The sequence below is a fragment of the Pseudoalteromonas sp. SR44-5 genome (assembly GCF_014163675.1).
Lineage (GTDB): Bacteria > Pseudomonadota > Gammaproteobacteria > Enterobacterales > Alteromonadaceae > Pseudoalteromonas > Pseudoalteromonas rhizosphaerae.
Genome location: NZ_JACJDT010000048.1, coordinates 1 through 21,108, shown reverse-complemented (window position 1 = coordinate 21,108; position 21,108 = coordinate 1). Strand labels below are relative to the sequence as shown.

Sequence of the window (21,108 nt, the reverse complement as noted above, 5' to 3'; positions counted from 1 at the left end):
CGTTCGCTACATCGAGAAAAGCTAGATAAAAGTTAATTTATTAGCTCTCTAATCTCTACCTCCGTGAACTCAGTGTCCTCTGTGGTGAATTTACTTAATTTTTTACCACCGAGAGCACCGAGGCGCTTTGCTGCACCGAAAAACCATTCGTGGCTAAAGCCGACTCCTACGCATTCTCTGTGGTGAGCCTTTTACTTTAGTTACAACTGCGCGGCATAAATCCCGACCTACAAAACATTTTTACCACCGAGGCGTTCGCTACATCGAGAAAAGCTAGATAAAAGTTAATTTATTAGCTCTCTAATCTCTACCTCCGTGTCCTCTGTGGTGAATTTACTTAATTTTTTACCACCGAGAGCACCGAGGCGCTTCGCTACACAAAGAAAACCATTCGTGGCTAAAGCCGACTCCTACGCATTCTCTGTGGTGAACCTTTTACTTCAGTTACAACTGCGCGGCATATAGCCCCGTATACATTTGAAGCCAAAGGTTTTAGGTGCTAGTTACTTCCCTAGCACCTATTTAACTTTTTTGTCGCGATATAAAATCGCGGCTACGTTTTACTTATCCGATTTATATTCGTAATTGTAGTAACCGTAATAGCCGTATGCGTTACTGGCTTTTTTTAGTACGCCGTTGAACACTACACCTTTTACATCTGTGCCGTTTTGTTCAAAACGATTACGGGTTAGTTCTATTTCTTTAATATGGTTTTGTCCAAAACGTGTTACTAATAAAGTAGTACCGGTATGGGCGCTAACTATTGCCGGGTCGGTCACCGCTAAAATAGGTGGTGTATCAACAATTACTATATCGTATGCCGCACTTACCTCGGCAACTAACTTACTAAAGTTACTGTGCATCAGTAACTCTGATGGGTTTGGTGGTATTTGCCCACGGGTAATAACACTCAACCCTTCTACAGTGGTTGGCTTGGTTACTTGCTCAAGGTTTAAACGCCCAGATAAGTAATCACTCAAGCCATCATCCCACTTTAAACCAAACTGGGTTTGTAAGTAGCCTTTACGCATATCGGCATCGATTATTAGTACTTTTTTACCGCTTTGAGCCAATACAGCAGCTAAGTTAACTGATATAAATGATTTACCCACACCCGGGCTTGGGCCGGAAATTGCAATTAGGTTATTTTTAGCTTCCATCATCGCAAAATGTAAGCTAGTTCGTAAGCTACGCAGTGCCTCTATTGATAAATCAGCAGGGTTATCAAGCGCCAATATAGATTTAGGTTTATTCGCTTTGTTTTTAAGCGCTTTACTAAAACCAGTTAGTTTATCTTGATAATCTGAGTAGGGTACACTGGCATATACTGGCAGGCCAATTGCTTCAATCTCGTTTGGATCTTCAACGCCTTTGTGCATGGCCTTTTGCACCAACACAATCGCAACAGCTAACATACCACCCAACATCGTGCATATAACTACAATTAGTGCTTTTTTAGGCTTAACCGGTTTTGAGGTATTCACCTCAGCATAGTCAATAATACGTACGTTACCTACTGTGCCAGCCCTCACTATGTCAAGCTCTTGAGTTTTACTAAGTAAAAGTGTGTATATTTGATTGCTTACTTCTACATCGCGTTTTAAACGTAGTAGTTCTTGTTGAGTCTCTGGTAGGTTACCTACTTCGCCAACCAGTTCTTTTCTCTGATCATTAACAGCGTTAATTTGCTCGACTAAGCCTTGGTAAGTTGGGTGGTCTTTTTTAAACTTACGGCTCATTTCAAGGCGCTTTAGCTCGAGCTCTTGTAGTTTAGTTTCAAGTTTAACTACTTGCTCTAATACACCTTGCGTTTCAAGAGTAATATTGATTGATTGACGCTTAATTTGGTAATCGTTAAAGCGTTGCTCGGCAAATTCTAACTGTTTTTTAATCTCAGGTAATTGTACTTCTAAAAACTCAAGGGATTTTTGTGCTTCGGCTGAATTGCGCTCCACGTTACGGCGTACATATATACCCGCTACTTTATCAAGCACTTTTTCAGCATAATGTGGTTGTTCGCTCTGCAGGCTCAAGTCAATAATACCGGAGTCTTTGCCCTTTTCGCTGGCACCAATCGCAGCTTGTAAATCTAAAATAGTATTTAAACGGTCTTTGCGCTGTATTGTAAACTCAGTACCAGCACGGGCGTTTAAACTGCGTATCGTTAAGTTAAATTTACCGTTGGTTAACTCTTGGCCTACTTTACCCGCTAATATTTGTTCACCATCTTCATTTAGTAATACGACTGCATGATTTTCTTGTGCTACTAAGGTAAAACTAGAGCCAACAGCTAAAGGTGGTACATCGAATCTAAATACATCAATGCTCTCACCACCCCACGCATATGAGCTAGCGCCAAAACTCGGCTCTGCTAACTCACCTTCGCTCATAGGGCTAAATTTACGAAACGCACGACTGCCTATAAACGGGAATAATTTGGGCTCTGCAATTACGTCAAGGTGCAAGGTATCTACCGCTTCGCCAATGACTGAGCGTGATTTTAGCAGTTCAATTTCTGTTACCGCAGCTGAGGTACTTTCAAACATACCCGACATATCGTCAAAACCAGGCACTGAGCCACCGCTTTCTTCAACTTGAATCATCGCCGTTGCTTGATATACCGGGGTCGAAAACACCGCATAAACCACACCCACAACCATAAACAGAGCTGTTAAGGCGATTATAAAATATTTACGATCGATCAAAGCTCCAAAAAGTGCCATTAGGTCAATTTCTTGGCTTGCTTGTGCCTGTTGTTCAGACAACCGATTTTGTTTGTTTGCTGCTAATGCAGTGGGCTGAGCATTCATGTACTAGCCTATCCTTATAAATACTTTTGCCAAGCGCTACAGGCGCTGTCGATTAATGCATAAACGTGTTCAAACGCTTCAAGACTCTGCCTATATGGATCTGGCACTTCTTTATCATCCAACCATTTACCGAGTAAAAAGGTTTTGCCGCGCGCTTCGGGGTAGCGACTACACAGGTCAGTTAAGTGGCGTTGTTCCATCACTAAAATAACACTGTTTTGCGCAACTAGGCTTGATGTTAACTGCCGACCTTGGTGCTCGTCCATGTTTATACCATTCGTTGCAGCAATCTGCTTTGCTGTCGCGTCGGCGGCTTTACCTTCAAGTGCGGTTAAACCAGCAGACGATACTTTGATATTTTTACCTGCTAATTTACTTTTTAATACGTATTCAGCCGTTGGGCTGCGGCATATATTGCCTGCGCACACCACTAAGATAGAATCAAACATTATATCTCCTAATTAGTGCCCAAATCATCAAAACGCTCAACCGTCGCAATTGATGGTAATAATAAACTTATTACGCGATTCCAACGAGCAAGTGGTGCAGAAGTTACATACACAATATCGTGTGGCTGTAATTCAAATTGCTCAGCTAGCACTAACGCTGCTACATTTTTTGCATGCAGCTGATATACATCAGCAATAACACCATCGGTTTCAAGGTTACGTTTACGTAGCACAAACACACCATTTGCATCGGCGGTGCTTTCGTTTAAACCACCGGAGTTGGTTAGTGCTTCAGCAAGGTTTAAACCATAACGGTTTACATCAACTGAACCCGCTTTTTTAACATCTCCTAAAACAAAAACACGCTGTAAGTCATTACGGTTTACATGCACTATATCGCCATGCTGTAATAAGCGGTTTTGTGAAATATCGCCATGCGCATAAAAATCATCAAGCTTTATTACTTCTGTTTTGTCGCCACGAGTAAACGTTACTGTGCGCCAATCAGCATTCTCAGTCAGTCCGCCTGCTTGATTTAAGGCATCAATCAATGTGAGTGGAGTTTCGGTTACTGGAAATATACCAGGCTTATTCACTTCACCTGTTACGTATGTTTTTTGGCTGCGAAAACCAACCACTTTAATATCAATTTGAGGGTCTTCAATCACTCGACTTAAGCGTTTAACTAACTCGCTGTGTACTTGTTGTACTGTTTTACCTGCCGCCTGAATATTCGGCGCATAAGCGTAAGTTATGGTACCGTCTGCTTGCACGCGAAAACCATCAAACTCTGCGGTACGTTGTACTGCAGCTGGTATGGTTAATTCTGGGTGATCCCACACACCAATAGTAAGTACATCACCTACACCAAGTATGTATTCGTAATTATTAACATTTAAACCATCAAGGCTCGAAGGTGGCTTAGTTTTTTTGCGCGATTGTTTTTGCTGATAAATTAAAGATGAGTCAATAATTTGAATATTTACTTTTTCAAGGTCTTGTTCAAGGTTTTTTGTTTGTTCACCCGATTCGATTCCTTCGAAATGGCTACCGGGGATGATTGTACAACCTGTCATTGTTAGCAACGTGAGTGATGCTACAAGTGTTTTACAGCTTAGCGCCATTGTTTATTCCCAAATAATATTAAATTCTAAAACTTTCAGCTTATTTTAAATATATTGCTGTTATTTTTTGCTGGCTAATTAAAGCATGGCTATCCTTGCTTCGCAAGGTTGCTTGCACGTTTACTGTGTAAGCAGTTAACTTTTTTGTTAATTTAGTTAAAAGCTTCGGGCTTCGGGCTTCGGGCTTATCAAGTATTTTTGATGGTTTTTATTAACTTGCCAAGCATTTTCCCAATTATTTCACATTCTTCGAGAATAAGTTCAGACTGCGTGTGACTAATATAACCCAATTCAAATGCAATCATAACCTGAGTTTTTAACTCACCTATAGAGCCTTTAGCGATACCTAAAAACCGCGCTTTTTCTTTTTCAAAATCTCTTTCAAAACCCTCTGCTATATTACTTGGCACTGAGACAGAGCATCTGCACATCTGATCTTTCAAACCGTAATCACGTAAAGTTTCAAATGTACTATAAATTAATAAACTAAGCCTGAAAGCCCTTTGCCAAACTTCTAAATTTTCATATCTCATGACCAATCCATGTTGATTTGCGGCGTGCTGAAAATAATTTGACAATAAAAAATGTTTTGAAGTTTCAAAACCCATCTGTTCAATCCTAGGGCACAAACTATAAAACAACACCATACTGCTCGTATCACGATGCTCATAACCCGTAGCTTAATCAGGCACGCTTCCGCCCCTAGGTTACAGTTCCTACGTTCTGGTCAGTTTAATTCAAATTGTAAAATACAAGACCTTTCGCGGTGGCAAGCTACTCGCCTACAAAACTGTTTTTACCACCGAGAGCGCAGAGATGCTTCGCAACACCGAGAAAACATTTATGAAACCCTTAGGTTATCTTCTTATTCCTTCCTCTGTGATTTCGGTGTTCTCTGTGGTGAATATTTATTCTTTTCGGGCTAAAGCCGGCTCCTACGAAAACCAATTTTATCACCGAGCACTGAGTAAATCTTTCGCGGTGGCAAGCCACTCGCCTACAAAACTGTTTTTACCACTGAGAGCGCAGAGATGCTTCGCAACACCGAAAAAACATTTATGCAACCCTTAGGTTAACTTCTTATTCCTTCCTCTGTAATTTCGGTGTTCTCTGTGGTGAATATTTATTCTTTTAGGGCCAAAGCCGGCTCCTACGAAAACCAATTTTATCACCGAGCACTGAGTAAATCTTTCGCGGTGGCAAGCCACTCGCCTACAAAACTGTTTTTACCACCGAGAGCGCAGAGATACTTCGCAACACCGAGAAAACATTTATGCAACCCTTAGGTTAACTTATTATTCCCTCCTCTGTGATTTCGGTGTTCTCTGTGGTGAATATTTATTCTTTTCGGGCCAAAGCCGGCTCATATGAAAACCATTTTTATCACCGAGCACTGAGTAAATCTTTCGCGGTGGCAAGCTACTCGCCTACAAAACTGCTTTTACCACCGAGAGCGCAGAGATGCTTCGCTGCACCGAGAAAACATTTATGCAACCCTTAGGTTAACTTATTATTCCTTCCTCTGTGATCTCGGTATTCTCTGTGGTGAATATTTATTCTTTTCGGGCTAAACGGCTCATACGAAAACCATTTTTATCACCAAGCACAGAGTAAACCTTTCGCGGTGGCAAGCCACTCGCCTACACGTAATTAAACACCAGTATAAAATTTAACACCGTAGGCGTTAAGCTTGCTGACGCGTGTTCATTAGGTCATTGTCACTTCACTAATGCCTTTAACCTTTAACCTTTAACTTAAAACTTTTAACTTACTTTTCTTACGTCGCTGTTATCTACGCTCATTTCTATTTGTTTATTTAGTAGGTTGACTAACAGTATGCTGCGCATGTCGCCGTCTGGCTCTTTAAATATTGCTTGTACGTCTTTAAATGAGCCATTATTTAGGCACACTAAATCACCGGGTTGCGGTAAATTATTACTATCTTGCGCTAGCTCGAAATTTTTTAATTCTTTGATAAGTTGTGCAGGTACTAATTGATACGACGCACCATACGACACAAAACCACTAATACCGCGGGTGTTTTTTACCGCAGCAAAGTTACCGGTGTGGGGATTTAAGCGAACAAATAAATAATTAGGAAACACAGCTAATTGCTTAAAAGTACGACGACCCTTAATTAGCTGTTGTTTTTGTAGCTGAGGAAAAAAAGCTTCAATCCCTTGGTTTTGTAAATTAACTTGGGCACGAGCTTCTTGCCTTGATTTACAAAATAATAAGTACCAACTATCCATATCAATCCCTAAAATAGTGACTTTGCGTCTAAGAACTGCATATTCTTATTTCAGACGCGGGGGATTATACGTGCTACTTTAGGGTGATGTCTATAAAAAAACCGATTAAAACTTTTCAGACTCAACCTCTGTTTTTTATTAATCAGTTGCCTAAACAGTTATGGTCAATATTTTCACTATAGATGGCGGTTTTAGAATTTACTCTACACTAAAAACGTTATTGCTTTAGCACATCAGCACTAAGGCACTTTCAAAAACTAAAAAATTGTTTTTTGAAAGTGCCTAAAACATTTCTGTAAATAACCAACATTCAATCTGAAGTTTGTTGATACTTCTCTAAATAAAACCACAAAATGAGTTGCACTAATAAAAGAAGGGCATAAGCAACATTTAGCGCCAAAGCTATTCCTACACCATTATTTAATGGTATTAGTAAATATGAAAGAGTTAATACCGTTATGGCCCATAAGAAATTTAAAGCAAAACCAAACCATGCTTTATTATTTGCAGGCCAATAACTACCAAAAGCGGCATTAAGAGAATATAGAATAACGCATGGTATCAAGTAGTTAAATATCTCTCCAGCGCTAATAAAGTACTCTTCCCCAGCAAGTTTTAATATCAGGCTTTTGCATATAAACAAAAAAGCTACGACCACGACTGAGAAAATCAGATTAGCAGCCATGATATCCATGACCTTTACATTCCCCCCCTTCTTAGAAAGGGTTGATATGTAATAACCAGACAAGGAACTAGGAATAAAAATAGCCACTAAATAGACCTGATAAACCCAAGAGAAGTAAGCAATTTCCTCTTTAGAGCTGTTAAACTCATTGAGTAAACCTAAGGTGATTGTTATTGCAGGAGCAACCATCATTGCACCAAGGATAGAAGGCGCACTTAAGCTTTTAAAAATTTTAAATATACTTTTATCAATATAAAAAAAGAACCGCCAACTAACCTCTAATTTAGATTTAAAAAACAGCTCATAAGTACCGAATGCATTAAAAAGTAACCTAAATACAGCAACGGCAAGTAAACCACCGATTACTCCATACGCATCGATTAAGTAAATCGCGAGCGGCAAAAATATTACAAAAGTAGCAATTGAGTAGAAAAATAGCGTTTTATATTTTGAGGAACCATAGAGAGCACCTTCATAAACCCCACTAAACCCAATCAATACCATCAAAGCAACAAATAGTATAAAAAAACTATTATCTGATGATATACCAACAAGCTCACTTTTAAGATAAGGCAAGGTCAATAAGAACAACCCCAAAACCAACAAGAAAGTGAAGCTAATGCTTGCACATAACGTTTTGCTTTTGAGGTTTACATCATCAGAATATTTTGAAAAAACTGTGTTTGTAGTAACGGAACAGCCGAACGCTACAAATGTCGCTAAGCTTGATACGATGCTAAGTAAATATGAAAACTCACCAAACTCGCTCCCTGTTAATAATTTTACGGCTATAAAATTTATTAACAATAAGGAGCCGCGCGACACAACCCCATAGCCGACTGAGTAAACTACATTTAAATTCACACTTCACACCATTAGCTTATTAGAGCGTATTTGAACCTGACAGAACATCGCAGATGCGTTGGCATGCTTGGCCATCACCATATGGATTATGAGCACGACTCATTTCTTTATATGCTGCATCGTCAGTTAACAGCTCATTCAATGCGGAAGTAATTTTTGTTACATCAGTACCAACTAATTTTACTGTACCAGCGTCTACTGCTTCTGGGCGCTCTGTGGTATCCCGCATAACAAGTACAGGTTTACCTAAGCTTGGGGCTTCTTCTTGAATACCACCTGAGTCAGTTAAAATTATGTGTGAGCGATTCATTAAGTATACAAATGGCAAGTACTGTTGCGGCTCTATTAAATGTACGTTATCTACATCTTTTAATATACGCTTTACCGGTTCTTGTACGTTTGGATTTAAATGTACTGGGTAAAGTATTTGCGTATCTGGATGAGTTTTAGCTGTTTGCGCTAATGCTTCACAAATACGCTCAAATCCGCCACCAAAGCTTTCTCGGCGATGGCCTGTTACCAAAATAAGTTTTTTACTTTCATCAAGCATTGGAAATTGTGACGCTAATGTATTACTTAGCCCCGCATCACCTTCTATTTGCTGCTTAACCAGTAAAAGTGCATCTATAACCGTATTACCGGTTACAAAAATATTTTCATCTGCATAATTTTCTTTTAGAAGGTTCGCTTTTGAGGTGTCGGTTGGCGCAAAATGAAATTTTGTTAATGCACCTGTTAATTTACGATTACCTTCTTCAGGCCATGGTGAATAAATATTACCGGTACGTAAACCCGCTTCAACGTGACCAACTGCAATTTGCTCATAATATGCCGCTAAACTCGCTGCAAATGTTGTGGCTGTGTCGCCATGAACAAGTACAACATCTGGTTTAAATTCTTTAAGAACTGGCGTCAGTTCTTGTAAAATACGACTTGTTACTTCTGGCAGTGTTTGCCCTGCTTTCATTAAATTTAAGTCGTATTCTGGGGTGATTTTAAAAAGCTCAAGTACTTGATCTAGCATTTCACGGTGCTGTGCCGTTACACATACTTTAGCTTCAAAGCGGCTATCATTAGCCAATGCATGAACAAGAGGTGCCATTTTAATGGCTTCTGGGCGAGTACCAAATACTGTTAATACTTTCACTTTTGAATCACTTTTTTAATTAATGGATTAAAAATCTCATTTACATTTAAACCCAATTTATCTGCATATAACTGACAAACCTTTTTAGTTCGATCATTTATATCAAAATCAGATTCGATTTTATTCCGCGCGTTTGTTGCAAGACGATCAGCGAAATCAGGATCATCTAATAGCTTTTCAAGACATTTAACTAGACCGTCAACATCTTTGGGCTCAAATAATAGCCCATCAAACTGATCTTTTACTAGGTGGTTATTCCCTTGAATATTTGAAACCACACATGGCAACTTTGTTGACTGTGCTTCAAGGATCGCTAAGGGCATTCCTTCCCATAATGAAGGTAATACAAATACATCAAACTCACGCAACTGCTCGGCAATGTCATCCTTCCAACCAAGCAACCTTATATGCTGTTCAGCTTTCGCTTCATTGATTATTTCTTTCAATGAAACCTCTAGCTCACCACCACCTATAAATCTAATTTCAAAATCACTTCGACGAGAGAATAGTTTAACTCCAGCCTTAGCCAAGGTAATTGGATCTTTTTGCGGCCATAAGCGACCCACCATACCAATAACTTTTTTATTATTTTGGGCATTGCCAGCTGCAGGATAAAACTTATCCGTGTTAACCCCGTTAGCGATAACACACACGTTAGATTCTTTAGTTTTTAATTGATTAACTGCTATATCTTTATCATCTTGATGTAAGCAAATTACCTTATCACTAAACTTACTTCCCACATACTCCATTATAAAGTAGAGAGACTTTGCAAATTTGCTCTGCGCTGCTGGGAATGAAAAACCATGTACAGTATGAACTACCATTGGTACACCAGCTAACTTTGCAGCAATACGCCCCAATACACCTGTTTTCGATGAATGGGTGTGCACTACATCGAACTTTTCTTGTCTGCATAATCGATATAATCTATAAAACGCTTTCAAGTCATTAATTAAGCTAATTTCACGAACTAACGAGTCTATAAAAATTGACTTAATACCAGCGCTCTCTGCATACTTAGTTAGCTCACCGCTTTCTTTGTAAATTAAATACCTGTCAACACTTTGATTGTCCAAACGAATCAACTCTTCAAAACTAACTCGCTGAACACCAGTCATTAGTGGTAATAATTGCACATGAGCAATCTTCATTTAATTTCTCCGTCAACATTGGGAGGCTTTGTTACCCAATGATACATAAATATAAGTAAAGGAACTAAAAAAGGGTAAAAATTTTGCCTATAACGTATTGCTGAGCCTGGATTAAATATTCCAAATGGGTAATGAACAAGCAGTAACCAAAATAAGCTAAAAAATAGAACTCCAAATGCAATAAAGTTGAATTTATAAGATAACAGTCTATAAATTTGTCCAAGGTACAAAAATGAAAAGACGAGCATTATAACAAGGCTTTCAAGGAAAAACACAGCCCATACAGGCCTAGCAATAGTTTCATTTATTGTAGGCCCCCAGAAGCTAATAAACATTCCATATAACATACCTCTAAAAAAGTCCCCTTCGTTCACAAAGTAAATATTTTCTCTAGTCGATTTTGCATTTTCAGGATCAAAATGAGAATACATATTGAGTGTAACTAGATCGATATACTCACTAACTGAAACAAGCAACATGAATTGCACTGTAAACATACACAAGAACAGTAGTATAGAAAGGTATGCATTTAGCCTAAACTTAATCAACAGGTATAAATAAACAACTACACTAATAATGGCAACAAAATACTGAGGTTTGAAAATCAATAAAAGATAACAAAAAAATAAAAATGAAATTTTGCTTATTTCATCCCTTTTATCGATCATATTAATTATTATGACTGCAAAGTAACTCATAAACAAAACTGCAACAGCTTCTTTTGAATGTATTGATGTCCAAATCAAATATGATGGCATTACGTTTAAAAGAATAAATAAATACAACAACCATTTATTATTAAAGACACTTCTCTTTTTTAGCGCATTAAAAGATACTGCAACCCCAATAAAGCTTAAAATCATAGCAGGCAAATGGTACAGTGGCGGCTGAAGGTATTTGACAATAGCTCCGCTAAGCTCCATCAATGCCGTTGATGAATAGAGTAAAGATGAACCAAAGGTAATTGTTGATTCTAAATATCTATGACTATCACCTAATTGAGAAACTTTTGAATAGCCAAACTCTGCTACAAAAATAAATAAAAATTTAATTATAAACAGATAAAAAAGCACCGCATTTTGTTTATAAGATATTTTCATTTTTTAATTAAGGCAAGGTAAGTAGGTTTTAAGTATTCATCAAAATAATTTAAATAACGGTTTTTCCAACATTCGCCAGCGTTCTCACCTAACTTTTGAATACTTTCACTGGTTGCATCATGTTCCAACCAGTTTAGTAATTCATTTAAATCATTAAATGAGTCTCCGATAACCCAACCGCTGTTATTTAATTCAACTTTCTCACCTGGAGGTGTACCTTTTGAGGTGATTAGTGGCCTAGATAAAAATAGGTGCTCATAATACTTGTTTGGTGAAGCATAAATATGGTTTGGATTCGATAAGTAGTACAAACCTAATAATATGTCACAGCTAGACATGATCTCTATTGCTTTTTTGTGGTCGACAGAACCATAGAAAAAAACATTATCATTTTTAGTTTCTTTAAATAGTTGTTCACACCCTCCAAAACCGGCTATATGGAGCTCTAAACCTCTTCCCTCAATAGCTTTGAGAATATTTTCTAATCCGCGACAGTGCGATTCTAGTACACCTACGTAGCAAATTTTTAGAGGCTTTTTTGCTGCAGGCTTCTCATTACACAAAAATTGACTATTTGGAACATTCTCAATTATGTGAACATTATTTTTAGATGAAAAATCATGCTGTTGTACTCTTTTATCATCAACTAATATAATATTATTTGCGTACTTTGCAACTATAGATTCTAATTTACAAGATGCCAAGCGAGTAAAACCATTCAGATTTCGTGAATCGGCAAAATGATCATACACTTCATATATATACTCTGATCTAAAAAACAATTTAGCTAGCATAGCCATGATACTTGTATCTAAATCGACAGCATGAATTATAGTAATTTCCTTTCGGTTATTACGTATATAATTTAATATAAATTTAAACCATCCTAAGTAGCCAAGGAGGCTTTTTAACTTAGCGCCATAGGTAGCTTTTTTTGTATAAAAAGTTGTATTTTTTTGCTTTTCAGGAACGCGATTACGAGGCCAATAGAGAACATGATATTTAATGTTCTCTTGTTCAAGTAAAGAAATATATTTGTTAATTCTTGAATCGAATTTAATGTCAGCCGATCTAAGCAATAAAATCATTTTTACCTACAGCACTTATCTAAAAGCAATTTCAAGTTTTTTGTATACACCCAGGCATGCTGAATAAAGTGACAATAAAATAGAAAAAAACCACAAAATATTAATAGTGAAAACCACTCTGGTGCTAAAAAATATTCGAAACTTAAACCAAGTAACATGAATAACGTGCCAAAGGTCACAAGCACTAATAATGCCTGTCTATCACTAAAGCCTAAACGCATAAATATATGGTGTATATGATCTCTATCTGCTTTGAAGGGTGATTCTTTCTTTTTCACTCTACGATACATAATCGCAATCATATCCATCAATGGCAGCGCAAGTAAATATAAAGCCGTTACAGGCCTGAAAAGTGACTCACCGTTATCCCCTGGCTTTAACGATAATACTATTAGCCAAGTAATTAAAAAGCCAACAAGCATAGAGCCTGCATCGCCCATAAACACTTTATTTTTAAGCAACTTGAAGGGATTAATATTAAAAAATAAATATACGGAAAGCGCTACGATCATTGCTAAGCAAATTGTAAAAATAGTTGAGTGTGAGTTTATATATGCAAGTATTGCAATCCCACTTAATGACACTATCGAAGAAGCACCAACTAACCCATCAATACCATCCAACATATTGAACGCATTAATTGCAGCAACAACCGCAATGATTGTAAATAAAATACCAAATATACCCATTGAAATATTACCAAGACCTAATATATCACCTAGATGCGATATATAGTGGTCTTGATAAAATATTAAACTAACCGTAAATATAGACTGAAAAAACAATCTAACAGTAACACTCAAATCATACTTATCATCGAGTGCACCTAATAATACAATTCCCATTGCGACTATAAATAGTGATATCAGCTCACTGGTTACTGGTCCTACAATAAGCAAACTTGCAAAAGCACCGAAAAACACACAAATACCACCTATTAATGGCACCATGCCATCATGAAGCTTTCTTTCATTGGGCTTATCCAATAAACCAATGTTCACAGATACTTTTTTCATAATAATTAACGAAAAAAGTGTTACTAATGATGAATAAATGATAATACTCAATTTTTTGTCCTTGCAAACATTTTATATGAGTGAAAAAGAAAACCAAATAACATACCAATAAACATACCTATAATAACGATAAGAACACGCTTAGGTGAACTCGGCTTTTCAACCACTATAGGTGGATCTAATGTTTTTAAAACATATTCATCTCTTGCATTAGCTAACATTTTCTTTTGTAGTTGTTGCTCTATTAAATTATAAATTGCGCCTTTAACTTGACTGATATTGGTACTTTCAATTGATTTTTCTAAAAACTGAATATTTTTATTCGCTTCGCTTATATCGCGCATCTTCATTTGATTATTGAGCTCTGCGATCAGATTTACTAGCATTTCTTGAGCAACAACAGGCGAATAATGATTTATTGAAACTGTAATAAATCCGGTTGTTTTTTCAGTTGAAATTCTTAACGTATTTTTTTTAAAATATTTGAAAATCTCTTGTAACGACGGCTCTTTTGAAGAACCGTCGTCATTCTTAACCCATTTTGATTCAACAGCTAAATAGTCTGAGTCAAATATAGGTGTGTTATCTTTTTTATTCCAGCCTGTATGAGCCATTAACTCATCAGCATAAGAAAACTTCTTTATATAATTTGATATAAATTGATAGCTTCTTAAAATTTCTAGGCCTTCATTTACTTGTCCAGACCCTGATTCATTTAAATTAATACCGGCTAAAGATGCGACACCACCTAATTGAGATGACAATCCATCTAACAAACCACTATTTTTACTTTCGTTAGGCGCTAGTATTGTTGATGATGTATAAATATCAGCACGTGTAAAAGCAAATAATACAGCAATTAATGCAAATACAACTCCTGAAATAAAAATACTCCACTTGCCTTTGCGTATAAAATTAAATACATCTCTAAGGTCTATTTCCTGCTCTTCGAGCTTATATTTTTCTTTCACTATAGTTGCCTATATACTACTAATCGCAGCGACTGCTACACCAAGTTGATAAACGATCTGTGTAACGGTACTCCACAGCGTGAGATTGTCCATATAATTTGAGTTAAGCGGCACTACTATTGTGTCACCAGCTTCAATCAGCTGAGAATCATTAACAGCAAACCAACTACCACTATCAGGAATTTTAACTGAACCGTTGGCTTTAATAATGTAAATCCGTTCATCATCCGCACGCTCTTTTAAACCACCACTTAGGGCTATATAATCTTTAAAGCTGGTTCCTGCTTTGTATAAATGTGAGGTTGCGTAATTTACTTCACCGATGACGCTGATAGAGTCGCGTTTACTTGGCACATATAAAGTGTCACCATCTTGCAGCACTAAGCGTTGTTTGTCTTCAACGATTAAAGGTAAATCAATAACGAGTCTACCAACCGCTTCTACATTAGCTAAGTCATTGAGTAACTTATTCATCTCATCATACGAAAGTGAATTGCTACCGACCGAATTTTCAAAACTCTTCTGCGCTATATCTCTGCGTAATTCTTCAGATAACTTAGCGAGTTGCTGTTGCTCTTGTTTACGAATTGATTCTCGAGTGAAAATAGCTGCTTTTTCTTCGGCAAACTCTGAAAAACCACCAGCGCGCTCTAGTAAGTTAGTTAATGTTTCACCACGACGAATTGTATACGACCCAGGAAATTTAACTTCACCTTTTAGCTCAACTTTTACATTTTCTTGCCAGTTAGGGATTGAGAATACATTTAAACTGTCTTTACTACGAAGAATGCGATTATCATCAGACTCTCCAAGTATAGCTTTATGCAAATTAAACTTAATATGCTCTACTTTTGATGCATCACCAGCTAATATACGGGTAATTTCAGCTTGCTCTGTATAAGCAGATTCAAGTAGACCACCTGCTGCAATAATAAGATCATTGACCTCACTACCTATCGTTAATGGATAAATCCCTGGATAAGTAACATGACCATTGATCTCTACCAGTTGCATTGCTTGTCTAACATTTGCTTGCAGTTTTAACTTTGCGATAACCGGCTTTAGTAAGTTATTACGACTAAACAGAGCATAATCTTCAGGCTTTAGTTTTTGCTCTTCTTCTTCAGCTTTGCGTTTTGAGATTTCAGCAATAGTTAAGTTTGAAGTATCCTTTAGTTGTAATTCCATATCATCTGTAGCAACACCAATGTATTTTTCAAACTCTTTCTTTTGGTATTTATGCCATTGCTGAACTTTCACCTGCTGCGCTTGCTGTTCTTCGGTGAGGGCCATATTTTTTAAAGCTAACTCTTCAGCTTCTTTTTCTTCGTAACGACTAAAAACTAATAGTTTATCGTTTGCTTTTAACTCAAAGTCATGTGCAGTTGCTTTTACAATAGCTTGCGCTATGTCGAATTGACGCACTTCAATATCACCTGAAATATTAATTTCACGCACTAATAAAGCGTAACTAAGGTCAGCTTGTGGTAACAAATCGCCACGAACAGACGTTAATACATCCGAAATATGCTTGCCTTGATACCATTGATAATTACCTGGTCGTGCAACAGCACCAATTACACTAATTGAGTTTTGATACTGCAAGCTTACAGGATTAAAGCGAATTCTATCGCCATCACGTGGGATATACGCAATATCTTTGCCGCTAAAGTCTACTGATAAAATTTCTTTAGCATTGTAATTATTAAAACGCTCTACAATTGCTTTTTGTGCATACGCTCCAGGCTTCAAGCCACCGGCCATTTTTAATACGTCTTGGGCATTTTCATTATTCTTCAATTCAAATATAGCTGGGCGCTTCACTAACCCTTCAACGGCTACTTGTGAACCAACTGGTGGAATAAATACTACATCCCCTGGCTTTAAGATGATGTCGTTGCGGCTATCACCTTTTATAAGTAGATCATAAAGATCAAAGTTTGCAACAACTTTACCAGCACGTTTAACTTGAATGTTACGCAAAGATGCAATTTCAGATACACCGCCGCTAATAAACAAAGCATGTGACACTGTGGTCAACGACGATACGCTATAACTACCCGGCTTATGTGCTTCACCCAATACTAAGATACGCATGCTGCGTAATTTTCCTAGCGATACAAACGCTTTTACACCTATAACTTCTTGTGCAACTTTGGCTTTGATAAGTTCTTTTATTTCGCCGAATGTAAGTCCAGCAACTTCAACAGGGCTTAAATTAGGGATATTAATTCGGCCTTCGCGATCCACATTAACTTCATAGCTTTCACTTTCCTTGCCATAAAAATTAATTTTTAATTGATCACCACGGCCAATTAGATATGTTTCTGGTACTGCCGCATTTTCACTTGGCATAAATGTAGTTGGCTCGCCAGAAAATAACTCGTAGCCAAATGGTTTTATTTCGTCTAATTGTGGCTTAAAGCGCTCTTCGTCTGTTAACTCAGGCTCTTCCTGTAATTGGCGAGGCTGAATTGTAGGCTCATCCTCTTTTATTGAGCTTGATGATGATTTACCGGTAATTGTGGATAGATCGACACCATACTGCTTTGCCAGAGCCTCTTGCTGGGCTTTTGGCAGCTTTTTAAATTGTTCAATCTGCGCTGCACTCGGTGTAAATGCAAATGCAGATGCTGTTGTTAACAGTAAAAAAGTTATTAAAAATCGTTTAAAAAGCATCACAAGTAGGTTTATCCCAAGAACTACAGCCAAAAGATTGGCTATTCTACATTATTTCACTACAAATAAAAAAGGGACTTTCGTCCCTTTATTTCACTTAAATGTCACTAAATAGAGCTAAACTGTTAAAAACTGTAAACCAGTGTCAGCGACGTTTCTGTGTCTGTACTTTCTTTATCATCAGCAACATCTGAGTTGTTGGTGATGTTGTAAGCAACTTTCATTTGTAATGAGCCATTTATCTTAGCTAAAAGTGCAGTCTCTGAGCGTGTTTTAGTGTTGGTATCACCATATTCAACTGCAACTAACTGAGTAAACTTAGCGTTGTCAGATATCTGCCAATTATAATCAAGCTTACCTAAAGCAATAACTTCACCTTCACGCTCACCAGCTAAAGAGTTGCCATTTTCATCTACTTCACTACTTGTATCAGGGTATTGAAAATATTTATAACCAGGACCAATTTCAGCATTTAGCCACATGTCAGAACGATCTAACAAGCGTTGACCATAACCAGCTGAGATAACCGACTCACTGCGATAAGCGCCAAAGTAATCTGAAACATGTGAACCATAGATATATAAATGAGCATGATCTTCATTTAATTTATAGTTACCTTGTGCTGATAACGAATATTTTTCGTTAGTACGCTGCTTTTCTTTTATACCCGCTTCATTTTCAACGTTGTCTTCTTTATAAAGACCGTTAATTTTATATTCGTTATTCCAGCTTTCTAAGTTATGTAATGCCTTGATGCCACCCTTAAGAGTGGTTGTTTCAGTATTACCGCTAGTTATGATTGCACCTAGCTCACTGGTAACTTCCCATGTTCTAGCGTCTTCTGCGAATGCGTTAGTTGTAGCTGATACTGCAACTAAAATTGATAAAAGCTTTAATTTCATTAAAAATAACCTTTGTTACTTGTATATTGATTAATCTTGCTTGTGCAAATGAACATCCATTTGCGGAAACGGAATAGTGATATCCGCATCATCTAATGCGATTTTAATGTTCTCAATTAAAGACCAATAAGTTGGCCAGTAATCGCCTGAGTTAACCCACGGACGCACAATGAAATTTACGCTTGAATCTGCTAGTTCAGACACTGATACGTTATAAGCTGGATCTTTAAGAATGCGTGACTCTTGATCTAGTACTGATTTAAGTACTTCTTTTGCTTTGCGTAAGTCTGCATCGTAACCAACACCAATAACTAGATCGATACGGCGAGTTGATTCGCGCGAGTAATTAATAATTGAGTCAGACATAATTTTAGAGTTTGGCATGATGATAACTTTGTTATCTGGTGTGCGTAGTTCAGTAGAGAAAATTTCGATTTTTTTCACTGTACCAGCTTTACCGCCAGCTTCGACATAATCACCCGATTTGAAAGGACGAAGTAATATAATAAGTACGCCAGATGCGAAGTTAGATAATGAACCCTGCAGTGCTAAGCCAACTGCTAAGCCTGCAGCACCTAAAATAGCGATAAATGAAGTGGTTTCTATGCCTATTTGTGACAACGCCATTAAGATTGTTGCCATAAATACGATGGCATAAACAATGCTTGATACGAACGAACCTACAGCTTTATCTACTTTCTTTTTATCGAATGCTTTTTCAGTTAGGTTAGAGCAAAATTTTGCAACACGACCGCCCAGTAAAAAGATCACCAATGCAATTACAGCTTGAATGCCATAATGCAAAATCAAACCTGAGTTTTCGTTTATCCAGTTAAGTATTGTATCCATTATCACTCCTGATATTCAGTATTAAGCAGTTTGCTGGTTAAATTATATCTGATTTCAATTTATTATTTAATTAATTAATCTATTTATCTTTAAAAGAACGTCTTTAGGGTTAATTTTTATTTTACCCAACCAGATAAAAAACGATTTAAACATTCATTCTCTGGCTGCTTTATGAACAAAAATATTCAATTTTAAATTTTTTTCACTTTTTTTGCTCTTAACCCTTCACAAGATTTATTATTTTATGTATTATCCGCGCCACACCAAACAAGGTGTGTTGTGGCGGTTGTAGCTCAGTTGGTAGAGCCCCGGATTGTGATTCCGGTTGTCGCGGGTTCAAGCCCCGTCAATCGCCCCATCTTTTCCCTTCTTATCTCAATATCAAATACGTTCTTAAAATTCCATTTTATTTATTAATTAATATTAAGCACAAACCAAAAATAATGGCTGAAGCCTGTTCCTACAAGAAATATACACATGCATTACTCGTATGAGAGCGCTTTAGCGCCGATTGGTTGTTGCATATAACCTAAGCCTAAACACAATCACGGCTGAAGCCTGTTCCTACAAGCAACATACAATACACACACATGACCTCGTAGGAGAGCACTTTAGCGCCGATTGGTTGTTGCATATAACCTAAGCCTAAACACAATCACGGCTGAAGCCTGTTCCTACAAGAAATATACACATGCACCATCCGGTAGGAGAGCGCTTTAGCGCCGATTTCATAATTTAATCTATACTTCATTAAACCGTTTTATATTTAAAGGATTAAAATGAAACTTCGGTCACAGCAGCTACGTCAACATCGTCACTCTATTATTAACCACTATTATTCTGTGACCACATGTACACATCAACGAGTTAAATTATTTGAGGATTTTTGTAATGCGCGAATTCTAATACGCTCACTAAAACAATCTGATTTAAATGGCTTAACTAAAACAATTTGCTTTGTAATAATGCCTGATCATATGCATTGGTTATTGCAGCTGAAAACACAAGATTCGCTATCTTCGGTGGTGGCTAAAGTGAAAGGGCGTACATCATTTCTCATGCAAAAAGCTAAAAATGAGCAAATTTGGCAAGCTGGTTTCTACGATTCATTAATTCGAGATGAAGAACATTTATTACATCAAGCAAGATACATAGCTGCCAACCCAATGAGAGCCGGTATTGTTGACAACCTTGGAAGTTATCCCCATTGGGATTGTATTTATTTAACCCCCTCTGAACATGACTAACATAATCACGGCTAAAGCCTGTTACTACAAGAAATATACACATGCACCATCCGGTAGGAGAGCGCTTTAGCGCCGATTGGTTGTTGCATATTATCTAAGCCTAAACACAATCACGGCTGAAGCCTGTTCCTACAAGGAACATACAATACACGCACATGACCTCGTAGGAGAGCGCTTTAGCGCCGATTGGTTGTTGCATATAACCTAAGCCTAAACACAATCACGGCTGAAGCCAGTTCCCACAATAAATACACGCATGCATTATCCCATAGGAGAGCACTTTAACGCCGATTGGCTTTTGCATATAGCCTAGGCCTAAGCAAAATCACGGATGAAACCTGTTCCTACAAGAAATATACACATGCATTATCCCGTAGGAGAGCGCTTTAGCGCCGATTGGTTGTTGCGTATAACCTAAGCCTAAGCACAATCACGGCTGAAGCATGTTCCTACAAGAAACATACACATGCATTACTCGTATGAGAGCGCTTTAGCGCCGATTGGTTGTTGCATATAACCTAAGCCTAAACACAATCACGGCTGAAGCCTGTTCCTACAAGAAATATACACATGCACCATCCGGTAGGAAAGCGCTTTAGCGCCGATTAGCGTACCCTCGCTAACTTTACTCTCGCCAGCTCGCAAGCTGCTTTCTTGCAGACAAAAAAATGCCACCTTTCGGTGGCATTACACACGGGATTATTTCTACATTATAGAAATTCTTTTCAAAAATTAGGTTCTAGGTTCTAGGTTCTAGGTTCTAGGTTCTAG

At 37.6% G+C, this 21,108-nt stretch carries 16 protein-coding genes and 1 tRNA gene; 2 read left to right on the top strand and 15 right to left on the bottom strand.

What is annotated here, in order from left to right; all coding sequences use genetic code 11:
• Positions 1-560: 560 nt before the first annotated feature.
• From H5154_RS19035 to H5154_RS18965, 15 genes are all read right to left on the bottom strand, one after another.
• Positions 561-2,810, bottom strand: a complete 2,250-nt coding sequence (locus H5154_RS19035; protein WP_182719282.1) for a polysaccharide biosynthesis tyrosine autokinase — start codon at positions 2,808-2,810, stop codon at positions 561-563.
• 14 nt (positions 2,811-2,824) lie between these two features.
• On the bottom strand, positions 2,825-3,259 hold the full coding sequence (locus H5154_RS19030; RefSeq protein WP_149980561.1) for a low molecular weight protein-tyrosine-phosphatase: 435 nt from the start codon (positions 3,257-3,259) through the stop codon (positions 2,825-2,827).
• An 8-nt stretch (positions 3,260-3,267) separates the two neighbouring features.
• Positions 3,268-4,383: a polysaccharide export protein gene (locus H5154_RS19025; protein WP_182719281.1), complete on the bottom strand. Its 1,116-nt coding sequence runs from the start codon at positions 4,381-4,383 to the stop codon at positions 3,268-3,270.
• A 188-nt stretch (positions 4,384-4,571) separates the two neighbouring features.
• The gene (locus H5154_RS19020) at positions 4,572-4,916 is read right to left on the bottom strand and encodes a four helix bundle protein (RefSeq protein ID WP_182719297.1); all 345 of its coding nucleotides are present in this window, start codon (positions 4,914-4,916) and stop codon (positions 4,572-4,574) included.
• 1,230 nt (positions 4,917-6,146) lie between these two features.
• Entirely contained in the window at positions 6,147-6,635 is a 489-nt protein-coding gene (gene rfaH, locus H5154_RS19015; protein WP_182719280.1) for a transcription/translation regulatory transformer protein RfaH, read from the bottom strand.
• A 310-nt stretch (positions 6,636-6,945) separates the two neighbouring features.
• Positions 6,946-8,184, bottom strand: coding sequence for a hypothetical protein (locus tag H5154_RS19010; RefSeq protein WP_182719279.1), 1,239 nt, complete (start codon positions 8,182-8,184; stop codon positions 6,946-6,948).
• A gap of 19 nt (positions 8,185-8,203) precedes the next feature.
• Complete coding sequence (wecB, locus tag H5154_RS19005) at positions 8,204-9,331, bottom strand: non-hydrolyzing UDP-N-acetylglucosamine 2-epimerase (RefSeq protein WP_182719278.1); 1,128 nt, start codon at positions 9,329-9,331, stop codon at positions 8,204-8,206.
• Positions 9,328-10,485, bottom strand: coding sequence for a glycosyltransferase family 4 protein (locus tag H5154_RS19000; protein WP_182719277.1), 1,158 nt, complete (start codon positions 10,483-10,485; stop codon positions 9,328-9,330). The genes wecB and H5154_RS19000 overlap by 4 nt, the downstream gene beginning before the upstream one ends.
• Positions 10,482-11,585: a hypothetical protein gene (locus H5154_RS18995; protein ID WP_182719276.1), complete on the bottom strand. Its 1,104-nt coding sequence runs from the start codon at positions 11,583-11,585 to the stop codon at positions 10,482-10,484. The genes H5154_RS19000 and H5154_RS18995 overlap by 4 nt, the downstream gene beginning before the upstream one ends.
• Positions 11,582-12,673 (bottom strand): glycosyltransferase, encoded by a 1,092-nt coding sequence (locus tag H5154_RS18990; RefSeq protein ID WP_182719275.1) that lies wholly within the window; start codon positions 12,671-12,673, stop codon positions 11,582-11,584. Before H5154_RS18990 ends, H5154_RS18995 begins: the two co-directional genes overlap by 4 nt.
• Before the next feature lie 2 nt (positions 12,674-12,675).
• A complete protein-coding gene (gene wecA, locus H5154_RS18985) occupies positions 12,676-13,740 on the bottom strand; it encodes a UDP-N-acetylglucosamine--undecaprenyl-phosphate N-acetylglucosaminephosphotransferase (RefSeq protein WP_182794893.1) in 1,065 nt (354 codons plus the stop codon).
• Positions 13,737-14,660 (bottom strand): Wzz/FepE/Etk N-terminal domain-containing protein, encoded by a 924-nt coding sequence (locus H5154_RS24075; protein WP_182719273.1) that lies wholly within the window; start codon positions 14,658-14,660, stop codon positions 13,737-13,739. Before H5154_RS24075 ends, wecA begins: the two co-directional genes overlap by 4 nt.
• Before the next feature lie 9 nt (positions 14,661-14,669).
• Entirely contained in the window at positions 14,670-17,339 is a 2,670-nt protein-coding gene (locus tag H5154_RS18975; protein WP_182719272.1) for an SLBB domain-containing protein, read from the bottom strand.
• 125 nt (positions 17,340-17,464) lie between these two features.
• Complete coding sequence (locus H5154_RS18970; protein WP_149980544.1) at positions 17,465-18,241, bottom strand: YdiY family protein; 777 nt, start codon at positions 18,239-18,241, stop codon at positions 17,465-17,467.
• Between the two features lie 30 nt (positions 18,242-18,271).
• A complete protein-coding gene (locus H5154_RS18965; protein ID WP_145236563.1) occupies positions 18,272-19,090 on the bottom strand; it encodes a mechanosensitive ion channel family protein in 819 nt (272 codons plus the stop codon).
• A gap of 282 nt (positions 19,091-19,372) precedes the next feature.
• Between H5154_RS18965 and H5154_RS18960 the strand changes: the two genes are divergently transcribed.
• Positions 19,373-19,448: transfer RNA gene (locus H5154_RS18960), tRNA-His, on the top strand.
• Positions 19,449-19,869: 421 nt separating this feature from the next.
• Positions 19,870-20,337: an REP-associated tyrosine transposase gene (locus tag H5154_RS18950; protein ID WP_182719271.1), complete on the top strand. Its 468-nt coding sequence runs from the start codon at positions 19,870-19,872 to the stop codon at positions 20,335-20,337.
• Positions 20,338-21,108 lie beyond the last annotated feature (771 nt).